The organism is Streptomyces sp. NPDC002896 (assembly GCF_040295225.1).
Lineage (GTDB): Bacteria > Actinomycetota > Actinomycetes > Streptomycetales > Streptomycetaceae > Streptomyces.
Genome location: NZ_JBEOVA010000016.1, coordinates 84,706 through 103,683 on the forward strand (window position 1 = coordinate 84,706; position 18,978 = coordinate 103,683).

Consider the following 18,978-nt stretch of genomic DNA (forward strand, 5'->3'; position numbering starts at 1 on the left):
TTCCCCGAACTGCTCAGGAGCCGCACCGTGGGGCCCATCCCGAGGCAACGGAAGACTGCGTTCCGTGCCGCTGCGTCACCGGCGCACCTGCCCGGAACACCGCCGGTCGCGCGTACGTCGCTGCCCGGCAACCCGCTCGCACCGGCCGCGGCGCGCCGCTTCGTGCGGGCGGTGCTGGCGGAGTGGGCGGGGGTCGACGGGACGGCCGGCTGCGGGACCGCCGGCATGGCATCGGCGGTCGCTGCCGACGTCGCGGCCGCGGACGCCGTGGCCGCCGAAGCCGTGGCCACGGATCAGTCCACCTCGCAGGCCCTTCTGGCGGCGTCCGTCGCCGAACGTCTCGCCGACGATGCGATGGTCCTCGTGAGCGAGCTCGTCACCAACGCCGTTGTGCACGCGGGCACCGACGTGGAGCTGCTGTGCCGGCTCGAACCCGACGAGCCGCTCGAAGCCGCCGCGTATGACTCGGGTGCCCGGGTCGCGGAGCCCGCCGCGTACCCTCCGAACGGTCAGGACACGGAAACTGCCGAGTACGCGTCGGACGACACGGCGGCCACCGAGCCGAGTGCGTACACGGCAGAGGCCGCCTCCGGATCTCTCGTCATCGAGGTCTCCGACCAGCACCCCGCGCGCGAGGTGCGCGGCGACGGGCTCGCCGTGGCGCAGGGGACCCCCGAGTTCGGGCGCGGTCTGCATCTGGTCTCCGCGCTCTCCACGTCCTGGGGCGTCACCTACCGCACCGGCACCAAGACCGTCTGGGCGCGGCTGCCGATCGCCGGCATGCCCGCCGTGCCGGAGACCGAGGAGTACGCAGGGCAGAGCGCCGTGCAGCGCGGGTCAAGCGCGGTCGGCGATCCCTTCCCGTCGCCCGGGCGCACCTCCGCTGATCAGGACTGGGTCAACCGAGGTGCCCTGTCGTTCCTCGCCGAGGCGTCCGATCTGCTGGCCGGGCAGCTCGACGAGGACCTCGTCGCGGCCCTCGCCGGACAGCTCCTGGTGCCGCGGCTCGCCGACTGGTGCGCCGTGTGGCTGAACGACGAGGACGGCAGGGCGGGCTGGGGCACGGACGCCGGAACGGGCGGCCGGCGCGGGGGCGACGGGCACGCCGGCGCCGGGACGGGACCGTCCGGCTGGCCTCGGCTCGCCCGCGTCTGGCACGTCAGCGAGAACCGCATCGAGGAGCTCCGCCGCCTCCTGGAGAAGGAACCGCCGATGCTGCCCGACACGCTGCGCTCGGGAGCGGTTCCGGTGCCCTGGCCCGGCGCGGAGGCGTCATCCGGCGCATCGGACGGCGCATCCGCCGGCCTGCCGGAGGACGCGTCGGAGGCGCCCGGGGCGGCTCTCGCGTACCGGCTCATCGCTGGTGGGCGGCCGCTCGGCACCCTGGTCATCGGCAGGTCCGGTCTCGCCCGCTTCCCCGACGAGATCACCGGGCTCGTCGAGGACTTCTGCCGCCGCGTCGCGCTCGCCATCGGCGCGGCCCGGCAGTACGCCCGCCAGGCCACCATCAGCCGCGTCCTGCAGCGCGGCCTGCTGCCCACGGCGGTCGCGAAGATCCCCGGCGTCGAGTCCGCCCTCGTCTACGAGCCGCGCGACAAGGGCGGCCCGGGCGGCGACTTCTACGACGTGTTCCCCGCCGGAGACGGACGCTGGTGCTTCGCGCTCGGCGACGTCCAGGGCAAGGGGCCCGAGGCCGCCGTCGTCATCGGTCTTGCCAGGCCCTGGCTGCGGCTGCTGGCCCGCGAGGGCTACCAGGCCGCCGAGGTCCTCGACCGCCTCAACCAGATGCTGCTCGACGACGCCACGGAGGCCGCGGACGCCGCCGCGCGCGCCATCGCCGCGGTGGGCGGCCCCGACGTACCGCCCGAGGGCTCCATGCCCCGCTTCCTCTCCGTCCTCTACGGCGAGCTGGTCCCCACCGGCGACGGAGTGCGCTGCACCCTCGCCTCCGCCGGGCACCCGCTGCCGCTGCTGCTGCGCCCCGACGGCGACGTACGACCCACGGCCGCGCCGCAGGTGCTGCTGGGGGTCGTCGAGGACGTGGCGTACCACAGCGAGAGCTTCGACCTGCGGTCCGGCGACACGCTGCTGTGCGTCACGGACGGGGTGACGGAGCGCCGCTCCGGGAGGCGCCAGTTCGACGACGGCGACGGGCTCGCGGCCGCGCTCGCCGACTGCGCGGGGCTGAGCGCGCCCCTCGTGGCCGAGCGGATCCGGCGGCTGGTCCACGAGTTCGCGGACGGGCCGCCGGAGGACGATCTGGCGCTGCTGGTGCTCCAGGCGCAGTGAGCTGCCCCTTCAGGCTCCCGGCGGCCCGGCGGCAGCCCGGCGGAACGGCGCGGTGACTCGGCGCGGTCCGGCCGATTCCTCCGGTACGGGACAATGGAACGCATGCCTTCCGCACTCCCCGACGGCGAGCCCGTGCCCGAGGACGGCGCGCTGCCCGCGCACGCCCTGGCCGGCGCCGCCGACCGCCCCCTCGGGTTCTATCTGCACGTCCCGTACTGCGCCACCCGCTGCGGCTACTGCGACTTCAACACGTACACCGCGACCGAGCTGCGCGGCACCGGCGGTGTGCTCGCGTCCCGCGACAACTACGCGGCGACCCTGACCGACGAGATCCGCCTCGCCCGCAAGGTGCTGGGCGACGACCCGCGGCAGGTGCGGACTGTCTTCGTCGGTGGCGGTACGCCGACCCTGCTGGCCGCCGACGATCTCGTACGCATGCTGGCAGCGATCCGCGACGAGTTCGGGCTCGCTGACGACGCGGAGATCACCACGGAGGCCAATCCGGAGTCCGTCGACCCGGCGTACCTGGCGGCCCTGCGCGAGGGCGGCTTCAACCGGATCTCCTTCGGCATGCAGAGCGCCCGGCAGCACGTCCTGAAGATCCTGGACCGCACGCACACCCCCGGACGCCCCGAGGCCTGCGTCGCCGAGGCCCGCGCGGCGGGCTTCGACCACGTCAACCTCGACCTGATCTACGGCACGCCGGGGGAGTCCGACGACGACTGGCGGGCCTCCCTCGACGCGGCCATCGGGGCCGGCCCGGACCACGTCTCGGCGTACGCCCTGATCGTCGAGGAGGGCACCCAGCTCGCCCGGCGGATCCGCCGCGGCGAGATCCCGATGACGGACGACGACGTGCACGCGGACCGCTATCTGATCGCGGACGAGGTGCTGTCCGGGGCCGGCTTCGATTGGTACGAGGTGTCCAACTGGGCCACCTCGGAGGCCGGGCGGTGCCTGCACAACGAGCTGTACTGGCGGGGCGCCGACTGGTGGGGCGCCGGACCCGGGGCGCACAGCCATGTGGGCGGGGTGCGGTGGTGGAATGTCAAGCATCCCGGGGCTTATGCGGCTGCTCTGGCGGAGGGGCGGTCGCCCGGGGCCGGACGCGAGGTCCTCTCCGAGGAGGACCGGCGTGTCGAGCGGGTCCTGCTGGAGCTGCGGCTCCGGGAGGGGTGCCCGTTGTCCCTCCTCCGCCCGGACGGCCTCGCCGCGTCCCGGCGGGCGCTGTCCGAGGGGCTTCTCGAGAGCGGTCCGTACGAGGACGGGTATGCCGTTCTCACGCTGCGGGGGCGGTTGCTCGCGGACGCGGTGGTCCGGGACCTGGTGGACTGAGGCGCGCCCGATTGGGGGGCGGGGGTGGGGGTCGCTTACCCGTGCCGCCCCAGCGGCACGATCGCCCGGTAGCTACGACGTCACGAAGTCGATCAACTCCTCCACCCTGCCCAGCAACGCCGGTTCCAGGTCCTTGTACGAGTGGACCCGGGACAGGATGTGCTGCCACGCCGCGCCCGTGTTCTCCGGCCAGCCCAGTGCCCGGCACACGCCCGTCTTCCAGTCCTGGCCCCGCGGCACCGTCGGCCACGAGCGGATGCCTACCGCCGACGGCTTCACCGCCTCCCAGATGTCGATGAACGGGTGGCCGACCACCAGCGCGTACTCGCTCGTGACCGACTCCGCGATGCGGGACTCCTTCGTGCCGGGGACCAAGTGGTCCACCAGGACACCGAGGCGGGCGTCCGGGCCGGGTGCGAAGTCCGTGACGACCGCCGGAAGGTCGTCGACGCCCTCCAGGTACTCGACGACGACGCCCTCGATGCGCAGGTCGTCGCCCCACACCTTCTCGACCAGTTCGGCGTCGTGGCGGCCCTCGACGTAGATGCGCCCGGCGCGTGCCACACGCGCTCGTGCGCCCGGGACAGCCACCGAGCCGGATGCCGTACGGGTGGGCCTTACCGGAGCCGATGACGGCCGGACCAGGGTCACCACCTTGCCCTCCAGCAGGAACCCGCGGGGCTCCAGCGGGAACACCCGGTGCTTGCCGAAGCGGTCCTCCAGCGTGACCGTGCCCGCCTCGCAGCGGATCACCGCGCCGCAGAAGCCGGTCCCCGGCTCCTCGACGACCAGTCCTGGCTCCGCAGGGACCTCCGGTGCCGGCTTCGGCTTCTTCCAGGGCGGGGTCAGATCCGGGGAGTACTGGCGCATTCGGATGACGATAGGGAGAAGGCGCGGGCCGTGACTACGACACGCCGAATCGGGCCGCCAGCTGATCGCGTTGCGCCCGGACAAACGCCGCATTCACCGCGGCTCCATGGCCGGGTACGTACACCGCGTCCTCGCCGCCCAGACTGAGCAGCCGGTCCAGGGCGGCGGGCCAGTGGGACGGCACCGCGTCCGGGCCCGCCTGTGGTTCGCCCGACTCCTCGACCAGGTCTCCGCAGAAGACGATCTCGGGAGTTGCGGAGGTGGCGGGGACCAGGACCACCATGTCGTGTCCTGTGTGGCCGGGGCCCACATTCGCAAGGAGCACCTGGTGGCCGTCGCCCAGGTCGAGGGTCCATTCGCCGCTGACCCGGTGACGCGGAGCGACGAGGAGGTCCGCGGCCTCCGCCGCGTCCGCCGGGTCGAGCCCGTGCCGTACCGCGTCGGCCAGGAGATCCTTCCGGCCCGCCGCGAAGACCCAGTCGAGCCCCACCGGGCCGTACACCTCGACCCCCGCGAACGCCGCCGCGCCCAGCACATGGTCGAAGTGCGGATGGGTCAGTGCGAGATGCGTCACGCGCCGGCCGGGGCCGAGCAGCTGCTGTGCCTCCTGGCGCAACTGAGCACCCTCCCGCAGGCTCGACCCCGCGTCGACCATGAGCGCCGCCCCCTCGCCCACGATCAGGCCCACCGTGCAGTCCCACACCGGCAGCCGGCGCCTGCCCACGCGGGGCGACATCCCTTCCCAGCCCCGTGTTCCCCACGCCACGTCCATCAGGTTCCCCACGCCACGTCCGTCACGAGTCCCACGACACGACCTTCACCATCCGGTTGCCACTTCCCTACCGGCGACGCTAGTCCCCGGGGCCTGTCGCGGCGCGACACCCCAGCCCAGACCGCACATATCGGCAGCGCTCCGGTGTGACCGCCCTTGCCGGGGCCGTACCCACCGGCCGTACACTTGGCCCGGGAAGGCTGGCACTCGGGCACAGTGAGTGCCAGGCGAGAGGCGGCAAGGGACGACACGACCTGGAGGTGTGCGCGGATGCTCAGTGAACGCAGACTCGAAGTACTGCGCGCCATCGTCCAGGACTATGTCGGCACCGAGGAGCCCGTCGGCTCCAAGGCCCTGACAGAGCGGCACAGTCTCGGTGTCTCCCCGGCGACCGTACGCAACGACATGGCGGTGCTGGAGGAGGAGGGGTACATCGCCCAGCCGCACACCAGCGCGGGGCGGATCCCCACGGACAAGGGGTACCGCCTCTTCGTCGACAAGCTCGCGGGCGTCAAGCCGATGACCCCGCCCGAGCGCCGGGCCATCCAGAACTTCCTCGACGGCGCCGTCGACCTCGACGACGTCGTGGCACGTACGGTGAGGCTGCTCGCCCAGCTGACCCGGCAGGTCGCGGTGGTGCAGTACCCGTCGCTCACGCGGTCGACGGTGCGCCATGTGGAGCTGCTGTCGATGGCTCCGGCCCGGCTGATGCTCGTACTGATCACGGACACCGGCCGTGTCGAGCAGCGCATGGTCGACTGCCCCGCACCCTTCGGCGAGACCTCGCTCGCCGATCTGCGGGCGCGGCTCAACAGTCGGGTCGTCGGCCGCCGCTTCACCGACGTCCCGCAGCTGGTGCAGGATCTGCCGGAGGCCTTCGAGACCGAGGACCGCGGCACCGTCTCGACCGTGCTCTCGACGCTGCTCGAGACCCTGGTCGAGGAGACCGAGGAGCGGCTGATGATCGGCGGCACCGCCAATCTCACCCGCTTCGGACATGACTTTCCCCTCACCATCCGGCCGGTGCTCGAGGCGCTGGAGGAGCAGGTCGTGCTTCTCAAGCTGCTCGGCGAGGCCAAGGATTCGCAAATGACCGTACGAATCGGTCACGAGATCGCCCATGAGGGGCTCAACTCCACGTCTGTGGTGTCGGTGGGCTACGGTTCGGGCGGCGAGGCAGTCGCCAAGCTCGGCGTGGTCGGCCCGACCCGCATGGACTACCCGGGAACGATGGGAGCAGTACGCGCAGTGGCACGTTACGTCGGACAGATCCTGGCGGAGTCGTAAGTGGCCACGGACTACTACGCCGTACTCGGCGTGCGCCGCGACGCTTCCCAGGACGAGATCAAGAAGGCCTTCCGGAGGCTCGCCCGCGAGCTGCACCCGGACGTCAACCCGGACCCGAAGACGCAGGAGCGCTTCAAGGAGATCAACGCCGCGTACGAGGTGTTGTCGGACCCGCAGAAGAAGCAGGTCTACGACCTCGGCGGCGACCCGCTCTCGGCGAGCGGCGGCGCGGGCGCAGGCGGCTTCGGCGCCGGTGGCTTCGGCAACTTCTCGGACATCATGGACGCCTTCTTCGGTACGGCGTCCCAGCGGGGCCCGCGGTCGCGTACGCGGCGCGGTCAGGACGCGATGATCCGGCTCGAGATCGAGCTGGACGAGGCGGCGTTCGGGACCACCAAGGACATCCAGGTCGACACGGCCGTGGTGTGCAACACCTGCAACGGCGAGGGTGCCGCCCCTGGCACCTCGGCGCAGACGTGTGACATGTGCCGCGGCCGCGGTGAGGTGTCGCAGGTCACGCGGTCCTTCCTCGGCCAGGTCATGACCTCGCGGCCGTGCCCGCAGTGCCAGGGCTTCGGCACGGTCGTGCCCACGCCGTGCCCGGAGTGCGCGGGCGACGGGCGTGTGCGCTCGCGGCGGACGCTGACCGTGAAGATCCCCGCCGGTGTCGACAACGGCACGCGGATCCAGCTCGCAGGTGAGGGCGAGGTCGGGCCCGGCGGCGGGCCGGCCGGTGATCTGTACGTGGAGATCCACGAGCTGCCGCATCCGGTGTTCCAGCGGCGCGGCGACGATCTGCACTGCACGGTCACCATTCCGATGACGGCCGCGGCCCTCGGCACGAAGGTGCCGCTGGAGACGCTGGACGGGCTGGAGGAGGTCGACATCCGGCCCGGTACGCAGTCCGGGCAGTCGATTCCGCTGCACGGGCGCGGTATCACGCATCTGCGGGGCGGCGGGCGTGGCGATCTTGTCGTGCATGTCGAGGTGATGACGCCTACGAAGCTTGATCCCGAGCAGGAGCGGTTGCTGCGGGAGCTGGCGCAGCTGCGGGGGGAGGAGCGGCCCACGGGGCAGTTCCAGCCGGGGCAGCAGGGGCTTTTCTCTCGGCTCAAGGACGCGTTCAACGGGCGGTGACGGCTGCTGTGCGTTGTGGGCTGTGCCTATCCGTTCTGCCCCGGCGGAACGGATAGGCACAGCCCACAGCGCTACCAGCGACTGTCAGCGCTATGCGGAAGGGTCGATTCGGTCTTGTTTGTGGGACGTGACAACATGCGGTCATGTTCAGCGCACTGAGCGATCTCTTTCCTGTTCCGATCGTGCAGGCCCCCATGGCGGGTGGTGTGTCGCGGCCGCAGCTTGCCGCGGCCGTCTCGGAGGCCGGCGGGCTCGGTTTCCTCGCGGCCGGGTACAAGACCGCCGACGGGATGTACCAGGAGATCAAACAGCTTCGCTCGCTGACGGGCCGGCCGTTCGGCGTCAACCTCTTCATGCCGCAGCCCGACTACGCGGACCCGGCGGCCGTCGACGTCTACCGCAATCAGCTCGCCGGTGAGGCCGCCTGGTACGGGACCGAGCTCGGTGACCCCGACAGCGGCCGCGACGACGGCTACGACGCCAAGCTGGCGATCCTCCTCGACGACCCGGTCCCGCTCGTCTCCTTCCACTTCGGCTGCCCGACCCCCGAGGTGCTCGAGTCGTTCTCGCGCGCGGGCACGCTGACCATGGTCACCGCCACCACGGTCGAGGAGGCCCAGGTCGTGCAGCGGGCCGGCGCCGACGCCGTGCTCGTACAGGGCGTCGAGGCAGGCGGCCACCAGGGCACCCATCGCGACAACCCGGAGAACGACGCCGCGGGCATCGGCCTGCTGTCGTTGATCACGCAGGTGCGCGAGAGCGTGCGGCTGCCGATCGTGGCGGCCGGCGGAATGATGCGCGGCGCGCAGATCGCCGGGGCGCTCGCGGCCGGCGCCCAGGCGGCGCAGCTGGGCACGGCGTTCCTGGTCACGCCCGAGTCGGGCGCCAACGCCCTGCACAAGGACGCGCTGACCAACCCCCTCTTCGTCCGCACCGAACTGACGCGCGCCTTCTCCGGGCGCCCGGCTCGCGGTCTCGTCAACCGCTTCATGCGCGAGCACGGCCCGTACGCCCCGGCCGCGTACCCCCAGATCCACCACCTCACCTCCGGTCTGCGCAAGGCCGCCGCGGCGGCCGGTGACCCGCAGGGCATGGCGCTGTGGGCCGGGCAGGGGCACCGGCTGGCGCGGGAGCTCCCGGCCGGGCAGCTCGTCGAGGTGCTGGCCGCGGAACTGGACGCGGCGAAGGCGGCGTTGTCGGCGGAGGCCGGCTCATGACCGCGCCGGTGTTCGTGGTGGACGAGGTCCCGGGCGGCCCCGAGTACGTGCTGGACGGGCCCGAGGGGCGACACGCCGTATCGGTGAAGCGGCTGCGGCCGGGCGAGGACGTCGTGCTCACCGACGGGCGCGGCCGCTGGACGGAAGGCGTCGTCAAGGCGGCCGAGGGCAAGGACCGGCTCGTCGTGACGGACCTGACGGCCGTCGAGGAGGAGCCGCCGCCCACGCCCAGGATCACCGTCGTGCAGGCCCTCCCCAAGGGCGACCGGGGCGAGCTCGCCGTGGAGACCATGACCGAGACCGGCGTCGACGTGATCGTGCCGTGGTCGGCGTCGCGCTGCATCACGCAGTGGAAGGGCGAGCGGGGCGTCAAAGCGCTCGGCAAGTGGCGGGCGACGGCGCGCGAGGCGGGCAAGCAGTCGCGCCGGGTGCGCTTCCCCGAGGTCGTGGACGCCATGACGACCAAACAGGTCGCCGCGCTTCTGGCCGAGGCCGACCTCGCGGCCGTCCTGCACGAGGAACGGGACTACGACAGCGAGCCGCTGGCCACCGTCGAACTCCCCGCGAGCGGCGAGATCGTGCTCGTCGTAGGGCCCGAAGGGGGAGTCTCACCCGAAGAGCTCCAGGTCTTCGCGGCGGCAGGCGCCAGGACGTACCGGCTGGGGCGTACCGTGCTGCGTACGTCGACCGCGGGGACGGCGGCGGTCGCGCTGCTGCTCGGCCGCACCGGCCGCTGGTCCTGACGCCTGGCCGATCCCGGCGACCTCACCGGTCACCGCAGGGCGGCCCCGGATGTGCGCCACGAAGGAGGCCCCGTTGGAACTCGCCCAGGTGAGGCTGCTCGTCTCTGACTTCCAGGCCTGCTACCGCTTCTACGCCGACGTGCTCGGGCTGAAGCCGCAGTCGGGCGCGGAGCACGGCCCGTACGAGAAGTTCAGCCCGGCCGTCGGCTCGGCGGGCATCGCGTTGCAGGACCGCGCCATGATGGCCGAGGTGCTCGGGGAACTCGCCGACTCCGTGAACGGGCACCGCTCCCTGGTGGTGCTGCGCGTCGACAACCTCGACGCGTACTGCGCGGAACTCGTGGGCCGTGGAGCGATCCTCGAGCACGGCCCTGCCGCCATGACGGACCGTATGCGCGTCGCCCATCTCAAGGACCCCGAGGGCAATCTGGTGGAGCTTCAGGAGTGGCTGCTGATGCGCGGCTGAGGGCCCCGGGCGGCACGACAGGGCAGGTGACCGCGCAGGTCCGCGGCCCGAACTGATCGAAAAGGCTGACCTGGACGGCGGTGACTGCTTAGTGTGATCGGGTGACACAGCCCGCGTACCTTCGGTTCCCGCATCTGCACGGCGACCTGCTCGCCTTCACCGCTGAGGACGACGTCTGGGTCGCGCCCCTCGACGGCGGCCGCGCCTGGCGGGTCAGCGCCGACAACGTGCCCGTGAACCACCCCCGGATCTCTCCGGACGGCACCACCGTCGCCTGGACCTCCACCCGCGACGGGGCGCCCGAGGTGCATGTCGCACCGGTCGACGGGGGACCGTCCCGGCGGCTGACGTACTGGGGCAGCCAGCGCACGACCGTCCGCGGCTGGACCCCCGACGGGCATGTCCTCGCGCTCACCACGCACGGTCAGGCCTCGCTGCGCCGCAGCTGGGCGCGGGCCGTACCGCTCGACGGCGGTCCCGCGGCCACCCTTCCGTACGGGCCCGTGGGCGCCGTCGCGTACGGCCCCGAGTCCCAGGTCGTGCTGCTGTCCGCGACGATGGGACGCGAGGCCGCCTGGTGGAAGCGGTACCGGGGCGGCACCGCGGGCAAGCTGTGGATCGACCGCGAGGGGGACGGCGAGTTCGTCCGGCTGCATGCCGATCTCGACGGGAACATCGAGTACCCGATGTGGGTCGGCGAGAGGGTCGCGTTCCTCTCCGACCACGAAGGCACGAATGCCGTCTACTCGTCCCTCGCCGACGGCTCCGACCTGCGGCGACACACCCCCGTGGACACCGCGACCGGCTTCTACGCACGGCACGCCTCGACCGACGGCAGCCGGGTCGTCTACGCCTCCGCCGGTGAACTGTGGCTTCTGGACGACCTCGACGCCGCGGAGCCCCGCCGGCTCGACCTGCGCCTCGGCGGGCAGCGGGTCGACCTCCAGCCGCACCCGGTCAGCGCCGCCCGCTGGTTCGGCGCCGCCGCACCTGACCACACCGGGCGCGGCAGCGCCGTCTCCGTCCGCGGCGCCGTCCACTGGGTCACCCACCGCGAGGGCCCCACCCGCGCGCTCGCCGCCACACACGGCGTACGCGCCCGGCTGCCGCGGACCTTCCGGGTGGACGGCGAGGAACACGCCGTGTGGGTGACCGACGCCGAAGGCGACGACGCGCTGGAGTTCGCCCCCGCCACCGGCCTCGCACCCGGCGCGACACCGCGGCGGCTCGCCGCGGGGCAGCTCGGCCGCGTCCTGAGCCTCGCGATGGCCCCCGACGGCAGCCGCGCCGCCGTCGCCTCGCACGACGGGCGGGTCCTGCTCGTCGAACGCGAGACCGGAGAGGTACGGGAGGTCGACCGCAGCGAACACGCAGATGCCAGCGGGCTGGTCTTCTCACCCGACTCGGCGTGGCTCGCCTGGTCCCACGCGGGCCCCGAACCGCTGCGCCAGCTCAAACTCGCCAACACCGCGGACCTGTCGGTCACCGAGGCGACCCCCCTGCGGTTCCAGGACTACTCGCCCGCGTTCACGCTGGACGGCAAGCACCTGGCGTTCCTCTCGGCACGGTCCTTCGACCCGGTCTACGACGAGCACGTCTTCGACCTGGCGTTCGTGGGCGGATCGCGGCCACATCTGATCACCCTGGCCGCCACGACTCCTTCGCCCTTCGGGCCGCAGCGGCACGGCAGGCCCTTCGACGCGCCCGACAAGGACGAGACGCCCGACAGTGAGGGCGCCCCCGTGACCCGTATCGACCTGGACGGACTTGCCGACCGCATCGTGCCGTTCCCCGTCGAGGCCGCCCGCTACACGACCCTGCGGGCCGCCAAGGACGGCGTGCTGTGGCTGCGCCACCCGGTGCTGGGGGCGCTCGGCACTTCCCGCGCCACGCCCTCCGACCCCGAACCGAAGACCGAGCTCGAGCGCTACGACCTCGTGCAGCAGCGCCTCGAGGAACTCGCCGGGGACGCCGACCACTTCGCGGTCACCGGCGACGGCAAACGCGTCCTGCTCTGGACCGGGGAACGGCTCAAGGTGGTGCCGAGCGATCGGCGCGCCTCGAACGACGACGACAGCGACACCAACATCACCGTCGATCTGTCCCGCGTCCGGCGGACCATCGACCCCGCCGCCGAATGGCGGCAGATGTTCGACGAGACCGGCCGCCTCATGCGGGACAACTTCTGGCGGCCCGACCTCGGCGGCGTCGACTGGGACGGCGTACTCGACCGCTACCGGCCCGTCCTGGAGCGCGTGGCCACCCACGACGACCTCGTCGACCTGCTGTGGGAGGTCCAGGGCGAGCTCGGCACCTCGCACGCCTACGTCACACCGCGCGGCGGCTGGGGCGGCTCCGGGACCCGGCAGGGGCTGCTCGGCGCCGACATCTCGCGGCACGAGGACGGCAGTTGGCGCATCGACCGCATCCTGCCGTCGGAGACGTCCGACCCCGACGCGCGCTCGCCGCTCGCCGCGCCCGGCGTCGCCGTGCGCGCCGGGGACGCGATCGTCGCGGTCGGCGGGCAGCCCGTCGACCCGGTGGCCGGGCCCGGACCGCTGCTCGTCGGCACGGCGGGCAAGCCCGTCGAACTGACGATCTCACCGGTCGGCGGGGGAGACCTGCGCCATCCGGTGGTCGTGCCCATCGACGACGAGGAGCCGTTGCGGTACCACGCCTGGGTCGCGGACCGCCGTGCGTACGTCCACGAGAAGTCCGGCGGAAGGCTCGGCTATCTCCACGTCCCCGACATGCAAGCGCCCGGCTGGGCCCAGATCCACCGCGACCTGCGCGTCGAAGTCGCCCGCGAGGGACTGGTGGTGGACGTCCGTGAGAACCGCGGCGGCCACACCTCGCAGCTCGTCATCGAGAAGCTCGCCCGGCGCATCGTCGGCTGGGACCTGCCGCGCGGAATGCAGCCGTACAGCTATCCGCTGGACGCGCCCCGCGGGCCCGTCGTCGCCGTCGCCAACGAGTTCTCCGGCTCGGACGGCGACATCGTCAACGCCGCGATCAAGGCGCTGGGCATCGGGCCCGTCGTGGGCGTGCGGACCTGGGGCGGGGTCATCGGCATCGACAGCCGGTACCGGCTCGTCGACGGCACGCTCGTCACCCAGCCCAAGTACGCCTTCTGGCTGGAGGGGTACGGGTGGGGCGTCGAGAACCACGGCGTCGACCCGGACGTCGAGGTCGTCCAGGCGCCGCAGGACCATGCGGCGGGGCGGGATCCGCAGCTGGACGAGGCGATACGGATTGCGCTGGCGGCGCTGGCGGAGAATCCGGCGAAGGGGGCGCCGGGGTTGCCGGCGCTGGACTGACGCGCCGCCTGCCCCTTGGCGGGGCAGCGCCCACTCGCTGTGCGCGGGCACGCCGCTCCCGTTGTGGGCAGGCGTTCCGCCCCAGAGGAACGATTGCCCACAGCGGAGGGTGGGAGCGGCGCGGCCGTGGGCTGGGCGTGGTGGATACCATGCCGTTGTAAACGATCAGCGTCGTGAGGAGGCCGCAGATGGCGGGCGAAGCGCAGGCCGACTGCCTGTTCTGCAAGATCGTCGCGGGAGAGGTCCCGGCAACCGTCGTACGGGAGACCGAGACCACCGTCGCCTTCCGCGACATCAACCCCCAGGCACCGACCCACGTGCTGATCATCCCCAAGGTGCACTACCCGGACGCCGCGACGCTAGCCGCCGCCGAGCCGACGATCATCGCCGACATACTGCGTGAGTCCCGCGAGGTCGCCGCCGGGGACAAGGTCGAGGACCGTGGCTACCGGGTCGTCTTCAACACCGGCACGGGCGCGGGCCAGACCGTGTTCCACGCGCACCTGCACGTGCTGGGCGGCCGCGGCCTCCAGTGGCCCCCCGGGTAACAGCCGGTGTCCGTACGTGAATTGGTGGTGCTCGGCACCGCCAGTCAGGTGCCGACCCGGCACCGCAACCACAACGGCTATCTGCTGCGCTGGGACGGCGAGGGTCTGCTCTTCGACCCCGGCGAGGGCACCCAGCGGCAGATGCTGCGCGCCGGGGTCGCCGCGCACGACCTGAACCGGCTGTGCGTGACGCACTTCCACGGCGACCACTCGCTCGGTCTCGCCGGGGTGATCCAGCGGATCAACCTCGACCGGGTGCCGCACGAGATCACCGCGCACTATCCGCGGTCGGGGAAGCGGTTCTTCGACCGTCTGCGGTACGCGACGGCGTACCGCGAGACGGTCGGCCTGACCGAGGTTCCGGTCTCCGCCGACGGGGTGGTGGCCGCCACTCCCTCGTACACCCTCGAGGCGCGCAAGCTCTCCCACCCCGTCGAGTCCTACGGCTACCGGCTGGTCGAACCGGACGGCCGCCGCATGCTGCCCGAGCGGCTCGCCGCACAGGGCATCAAAGGGCCGGACGTGGGCCGCATCCAGCGCGAGGGCGTGCTGGACGGCGTGGCGCTCGAGGACGTCAGCGAGGTGCGGCGCGGCCAGCGGTTCGCCTTCGTCATGGACACTCGGCTGTGCGACGGCGTGCACGCGCTCGCCGAAGGGTGCGACATGCTCGTCATCGAGTCGACGTTCCTTCACGAGGACGAGCACCTGGCTGTGGAACACGGTCACCTGACCGCCCTGCAGGCGGGCCGGGTGGCGAGGGATGCCGGCGTACGGCACCTCGTACTCACGCACTTCAGCCAGCGCTACAACGACCGTGGCGGCCCGACCGGGACGGGGGCCGGAGTCGCGGACGAGTTCGAGCGCGAGGCGCGCGTCGCGGGGTTCGACGGGGAGCTGACGGTGGCCGCGGATCTGATGCGGGTGCCGCTGCCGAGGCGCGGCGCCGGCGCGGGATGAGTACGCACGCGCGCGTGCCTCTGTTTTTGCTCGTCTCGTCCGCGTGGGTCGTCCGCGTGGGTCGTCCGTGTCTGGGCCGTTTTCTCCGCTGTGCGGCGCTCCTCGTACGATGAAGATCCCGTGCCGCCCCATGGCACGCACCCCACGACTCGACGTAAGGCGCGCCCGTGCCCCTCCCCAAGGCCGAACTCCACCTCCACATCGAAGGCACCCTCGAACCCGAGCTCGCCTTCGCGCTCGCTGCGCGCAACGGCGTCGAGCTGCCGTACGCGGACACCGAAGAGCTACGCAAGGCGTACCAGTTCAGTGATCTGCAGTCGTTCCTCGACCTGTACTACGAGCTGATGGCCGTGCTCCGTACCGAGCAGGACTTCGAGGAGCTCGCGGACGCCTATCTCGAGCGGGCCGCCGCGCAGGGTGTGCGGCATGCGGAGATCTTCTTCGACCCGCAGGCGCACGTCGCGCGCGGGGTCGGCATCGGCACGGTGATCGAGGGCCTGGCGCGGGCGCTGGACCGGTCCGAGGAGCGGCACGGCGTATCGACGCAGCTCATCATGTGCTTCCTGCGGGACCAGTCCGCCGAGTCCGCGATGGAGACCCTCGAGGCCGCGAAGCCGTATCTGAACCGGATCGTGGGCGTCGGGCTCGACTCGGCCGAGGTGGGGCACCCGCCGGTGAAGTTCCGCGAGGTGTACGAGGCGGCGGCCGCCCTCGGGCTGCGACGTGTCGCCCACGCGGGCGAGGAGGGGCCGCCCGCGTACATCTGGGAAGCCCTCGACGTGCTCGGCGTCGAGCGCGTCGACCACGGGCTGCGGGCCATGGAGGACCCGGAGCTGGTGGAGCGGCTGGTGCGGGAACGCGTGCCGCTGACGCTGTGCCCGCTGTCGAACGTACGGCTGCGTGCCGTGGACGTCCTCGAGCAGCACCCGCTGGGGCGGATGCTCGACGCCGGGCTGATGTGCACGGTCAACTCCGACGATCCCGCCTATTTCGGCGGGTACGTCGGGGACAACTTCCATGCGGTTCGGGATGCGCTCGGGCTTGAGCTGGAGCAGATGCGGGTGCTTGCGCGGAACTCCTTCGAGGCGGCGTTCCTTGAGCATGACGAGGGGCGGCGGGCGCGGTATCTCGCGGAGGTGGAGGCGTACGAGTTCGGCGTCGGGTGACGCCGTTGGGGGGCCTTTACGCCGCTCCGCGGCGGGGCTGTGCCGCTCCGCGGCCCTGGATCACGCCGCTCCGCGGCTGGTTTCTTCGCCGCTCCGCGGCGGGTTTCCCGCCCACCCGGCCCCTTTGGCCCTGCCGGGCCCCGACCCCGGCCGCTCCACGGCCACCCTCACGCCGCTCCGCCTGGCCCCCTCCTCGGCTCAGCGGGCCGCCGTCGGCGTCTTCCTCTGGGGCGTCCGCTCCGGGGCCGCCGGGGCGAACGGCCGTTGGGACAGGGGGCGTCGTGGGCGCCGGACCGCGATCTCCACGACCGGCTGTTCCGGTGTGCCGATCTGGGGGAGCGGTCCGGTCGGGGCGCCGGTCTTGGCGGCGAGTACCGCCGCGGGCGCGCCGCCCCGGCGGCGGACGGCGCCGGGTACGAGCGGGCGGCCGCCGGTGTGCAGGGCGACCGCTGTCAGCGGTGCGGCCAGGACGAGGAGCCCGGCGCCCAGGAGGGCGCCCATCGCCGGGTAGCCCGCCCATGCCGACAGCAGGCTGCCGGCCAGCGGTCCGCACGCCGTACCGAGGGATGAGGCCGAGCCGCACAGCACCGCCCAGCGGCCGCGCGGATCCAGCGACGCGGCCAGACCGATGAGGTACGACAGGACCACGGGGTAGACCGTGTTCCAGGCGATCTCGCCGGTCGCGAAGGACGGCAGGTCGTCGGCGGATGCGCTGACCGCGATGCAGCAGGCGATCAGCGCGGTGCCCGCGCCGATCGGCAGTGCACGCCCCAGCCGCGCGCCCAGCGCACCGGCGCCGATGACGCCGAGGAGTGCGGCGCCCAGTGCCGCCGCGAAGACGGCGCCCACGGTGGCTTCGCCGAGTCCCGCCTGGCCGGTGCCGATACGGCTGCTCACGCCCCATAGGGCGTTCTGGGCCAGCGACCAGCAGAGCATGGCGCCTGCGAGGGCGAGTCCCGAACGGCGGTGGGGGAGGGGAGTGCCGGGTGCGGCGGCGGTGCCGGCCGTGGCGCCTGGCTCGGCCAGTCGGCCCGTCGCGGGCCAGACCAGCAGCGCCGTGAGCGCGAGTGCGGCGAACGGCAGGCCGTGCCCGTCGCCGAGGTGAGGGATCGTCAGATACAGGGCGCCGGCCAGTGCCGACACGCCGAGCAGTCCGAACGTCGAGGTCCGGTGCGGATCGCGTCGGCCGGCGATGCCCGCCGCGGCGACCGTCGTCGCCGTACCGGAGCCGAATCCGCCCGCTGCCGCGCCGGCCACGACGAGCGGTACGGCCGAGGACAGTGCGGCGCAGCCATAGCCGGCGGCCGCCAGCAGCAGCCCGGCCCGGGCCAGCCGTCGCGGGCCGAAGGCTTCCACGCGGGAGGCGAGGACGAAGCCCGCGGAGGCGGAACACAGCAGCAGTGCGCTGCCGACGGCTCCGGCCTGTGTGGGGCCGAGGCCGAGGCCGGCGCCGAGACGGCCCACCACGGTGGGCAGGAGATAGGCGGCCAGGTAGCCGGCCGTGAAGAGGGCGACGAGCGGCCAGGAGGCAGCGGGCGGCACGGAGTTGCGGCGCGGCGACACGGGCGTTCCCAGGGCATGCGAAAACGACAGATGAGGGGTGAAGAGGGGTGGAGCGGCTGTCGACGGACAGGAACGCGCGCCAATTTGTATCAAGCACGTAGAGCCGCGAAGAAGCCGGGGTGGCGTGATCTACGGCACATTGGGTTTGCGGTGCGAAGGCCCGGGTAGCAGCAGTGCCTTACGCGGCCGAGTGCCTCGGGCTCGGGCGGCGCGTTGCCGGGTGCCCGCTCGGGCCTGTTGCCGGTGTCTGGTCGCCGAGTGCCGGTTCCTCGTCGGCGAGTTGCGGGTGAGGTGCGGCGGCCGGCTCAGCGCCAGTTCGGCGCGCCGTTCGCCCGCGGTGCGGTCGCCTCGATCTTGGCGCGGATCTCCTGCATCACGGTGATGATCTGCTGCTCGTGCTCGTCCGTGAGTCGCGCCACCGGTACCGAGCAGCTGATCGCGTCCTGCGCGGGTGCGGGCGCGTCGTAGCGCAGTGCGAAGCCGAAGCCGACGATGCCGATGACGCCCTCCTCGCGGTCCGTGGAGTAGCCGCGTTCGCGGACCGCGGCCAGGTCGGCGGCGAGTGAGGCGCGGTCGGTGAGGGTGTCCGGGGTGGCGCGTTCGTACGGGCCGTCGGGCAGCTCGGTGTCCGGGCGTTCGGCGAGCAGTGCCTTCCCGAGCGCACCCATGTGGGCGGGGAGCCGTCGGCCCACCCGGGTGATCGTGCGCAGGTACTCGTGCGACTCGCGGGTGGCCAGATATGCGACGTCCGCCCCGTCGAGCCGGCCCATGTGGATGGTCTCGCCGAGCGCCTCCGACGCCTCGTCGAGGTAGGGGCGGACGAGGCGCACGCGCGGGTCGGAGTCCAGGTAGGTCGTGCCGGTGAGCAGGGCGTGGATGCCGATGCCGTAGAGGGAGCCGGTGGTGTCCGTGCGGACCCAGCCGCGGCTGATCAGCGTCTGCAGGAGGGCGTACATCGAGCTGCGCGGTACGCGGAGCTCGTCGGCGAGCTCCTGCAGGCGCGCAGGCCGGTCGCCGCGCGCGGCCAGCAGTTCCAGCAACTCCACCGTGCGTGCGGCGGACTTCACCTCGCGGACGCCGCCCTGCTCGGACGCCGGGCGCGCTGCCGGTCCGGCATCCGGGCCGGTTCGCGGGGCATCTGAGCCGGTTCGCCGGCGGACGTCTTCCGACATGCGTCGATCGTAGTAGCAGGTGGGCCGGGCGGGGTCCGGTGCGGGCGTGGTCGGGGCGGGCCGGGCGACCGCGTGTGTGCCGGTCGGCCGGTCGTCGCGGACATTGCGCGGCCCGTGTCCGGCTTGTCCTTGACGGTGC

At 72.7% G+C, this 18,978-nt stretch carries 15 protein-coding genes; 11 read left to right on the forward strand and 4 right to left on the reverse strand.

All coding sequences use genetic code 11. The annotated features are described in order from the left end of the window. Positions 1 to 87 precede the first annotated feature (87 nt). On the forward strand, positions 88 to 2,289 hold the full coding sequence (locus tag ABT009_RS27830) for a SpoIIE family protein phosphatase (RefSeq protein WP_502989973.1): 2,202 nt from the start codon (positions 88 to 90) through the stop codon (positions 2,287 to 2,289). Between the two features lie 102 nt (positions 2,290 to 2,391). Then, the gene (gene hemW / locus ABT009_RS27835; RefSeq protein WP_351300512.1) at positions 2,392 to 3,624 is read left to right on the forward strand and encodes a radical SAM family heme chaperone HemW; all 1,233 of its coding nucleotides are present in this window, start codon (positions 2,392 to 2,394) and stop codon (positions 3,622 to 3,624) included. Between the two features lie 72 nt (positions 3,625 to 3,696). Here the strand turns inward: hemW and ABT009_RS27840 are convergent, their stop codons facing one another. Beyond that, on the reverse strand, positions 3,697 to 4,494 hold the full coding sequence (locus ABT009_RS27840) for a DUF3097 domain-containing protein (RefSeq protein ID WP_351300515.1): 798 nt from the start codon (positions 4,492 to 4,494) through the stop codon (positions 3,697 to 3,699). A 34-nt stretch (positions 4,495 to 4,528) separates the two neighbouring features. Then, a complete protein-coding gene (locus ABT009_RS27845) occupies positions 4,529 to 5,266 on the reverse strand; it encodes an MBL fold metallo-hydrolase (RefSeq protein ID WP_351300784.1) in 738 nt (245 codons plus the stop codon). 270 nt (positions 5,267 to 5,536) lie between these two features. On the opposite strand from ABT009_RS27845, the gene hrcA reads away from it, so the two are divergent. From hrcA to ABT009_RS27890, 9 genes are all read left to right on the forward strand, one after another. After that, positions 5,537 to 6,553 (forward strand): heat-inducible transcriptional repressor HrcA, encoded by a 1,017-nt coding sequence (gene hrcA, locus ABT009_RS27850; RefSeq protein WP_351300518.1) that lies wholly within the window; start codon positions 5,537 to 5,539, stop codon positions 6,551 to 6,553. Beyond that, the gene (gene dnaJ / locus ABT009_RS27855; protein ID WP_351300521.1) at positions 6,554 to 7,690 is read left to right on the forward strand and encodes a molecular chaperone DnaJ; all 1,137 of its coding nucleotides are present in this window, start codon (positions 6,554 to 6,556) and stop codon (positions 7,688 to 7,690) included. Between the two features lie 143 nt (positions 7,691 to 7,833). Continuing rightward, complete coding sequence (locus ABT009_RS27860; protein WP_351300524.1) at positions 7,834 to 8,907, forward strand: nitronate monooxygenase; 1,074 nt, start codon at positions 7,834 to 7,836, stop codon at positions 8,905 to 8,907. Further along, positions 8,904 to 9,650, forward strand: coding sequence for a 16S rRNA (uracil(1498)-N(3))-methyltransferase (locus tag ABT009_RS27865; protein WP_351300527.1), 747 nt, complete (start codon positions 8,904 to 8,906; stop codon positions 9,648 to 9,650). Before ABT009_RS27860 ends, ABT009_RS27865 begins: the two co-directional genes overlap by 4 nt. 73 nt (positions 9,651 to 9,723) lie before the next feature. Further along, the gene (locus ABT009_RS27870; RefSeq protein WP_351300530.1) at positions 9,724 to 10,116 is read left to right on the forward strand and encodes a VOC family protein; all 393 of its coding nucleotides are present in this window, start codon (positions 9,724 to 9,726) and stop codon (positions 10,114 to 10,116) included. Between the two features lie 101 nt (positions 10,117 to 10,217). Next, on the forward strand, positions 10,218 to 13,433 hold the full coding sequence (locus ABT009_RS27875; protein WP_351300533.1) for a S41 family peptidase: 3,216 nt from the start codon (positions 10,218 to 10,220) through the stop codon (positions 13,431 to 13,433). Positions 13,434 to 13,621: 188 nt separating this feature from the next. Beyond that, positions 13,622 to 13,981, forward strand: a complete 360-nt coding sequence (locus ABT009_RS27880) for a histidine triad nucleotide-binding protein (protein ID WP_351300536.1) — start codon at positions 13,622 to 13,624, stop codon at positions 13,979 to 13,981. 6 nt (positions 13,982 to 13,987) lie between these two features. After that, positions 13,988 to 14,938 carry a ribonuclease Z gene (locus ABT009_RS27885; RefSeq protein ID WP_351300539.1) on the forward strand — a complete coding sequence of 317 codons (951 nt, stop codon included), beginning with the start codon at positions 13,988 to 13,990 and terminating at the stop codon, positions 14,936 to 14,938. A 167-nt stretch (positions 14,939 to 15,105) separates the two neighbouring features. Then, on the forward strand, positions 15,106 to 16,104 hold the full coding sequence (locus tag ABT009_RS27890) for an adenosine deaminase (protein WP_351300542.1): 999 nt from the start codon (positions 15,106 to 15,108) through the stop codon (positions 16,102 to 16,104). 198 nt (positions 16,105 to 16,302) lie between these two features. On the opposite strand, the gene ABT009_RS27895 is transcribed toward ABT009_RS27890, so the two are convergent. After that, positions 16,303 to 17,667, reverse strand: coding sequence for an MFS transporter (locus ABT009_RS27895; protein ID WP_351300545.1), 1,365 nt, complete (start codon positions 17,665 to 17,667; stop codon positions 16,303 to 16,305). Positions 17,668 to 17,972: 305 nt separating this feature from the next. After that, positions 17,973 to 18,839 carry an IclR family transcriptional regulator gene (locus tag ABT009_RS27900; protein WP_351300548.1) on the reverse strand — a complete coding sequence of 289 codons (867 nt, stop codon included), beginning with the start codon at positions 18,837 to 18,839 and terminating at the stop codon, positions 17,973 to 17,975. Positions 18,840 to 18,978: the final 139 nt, after the last annotated feature.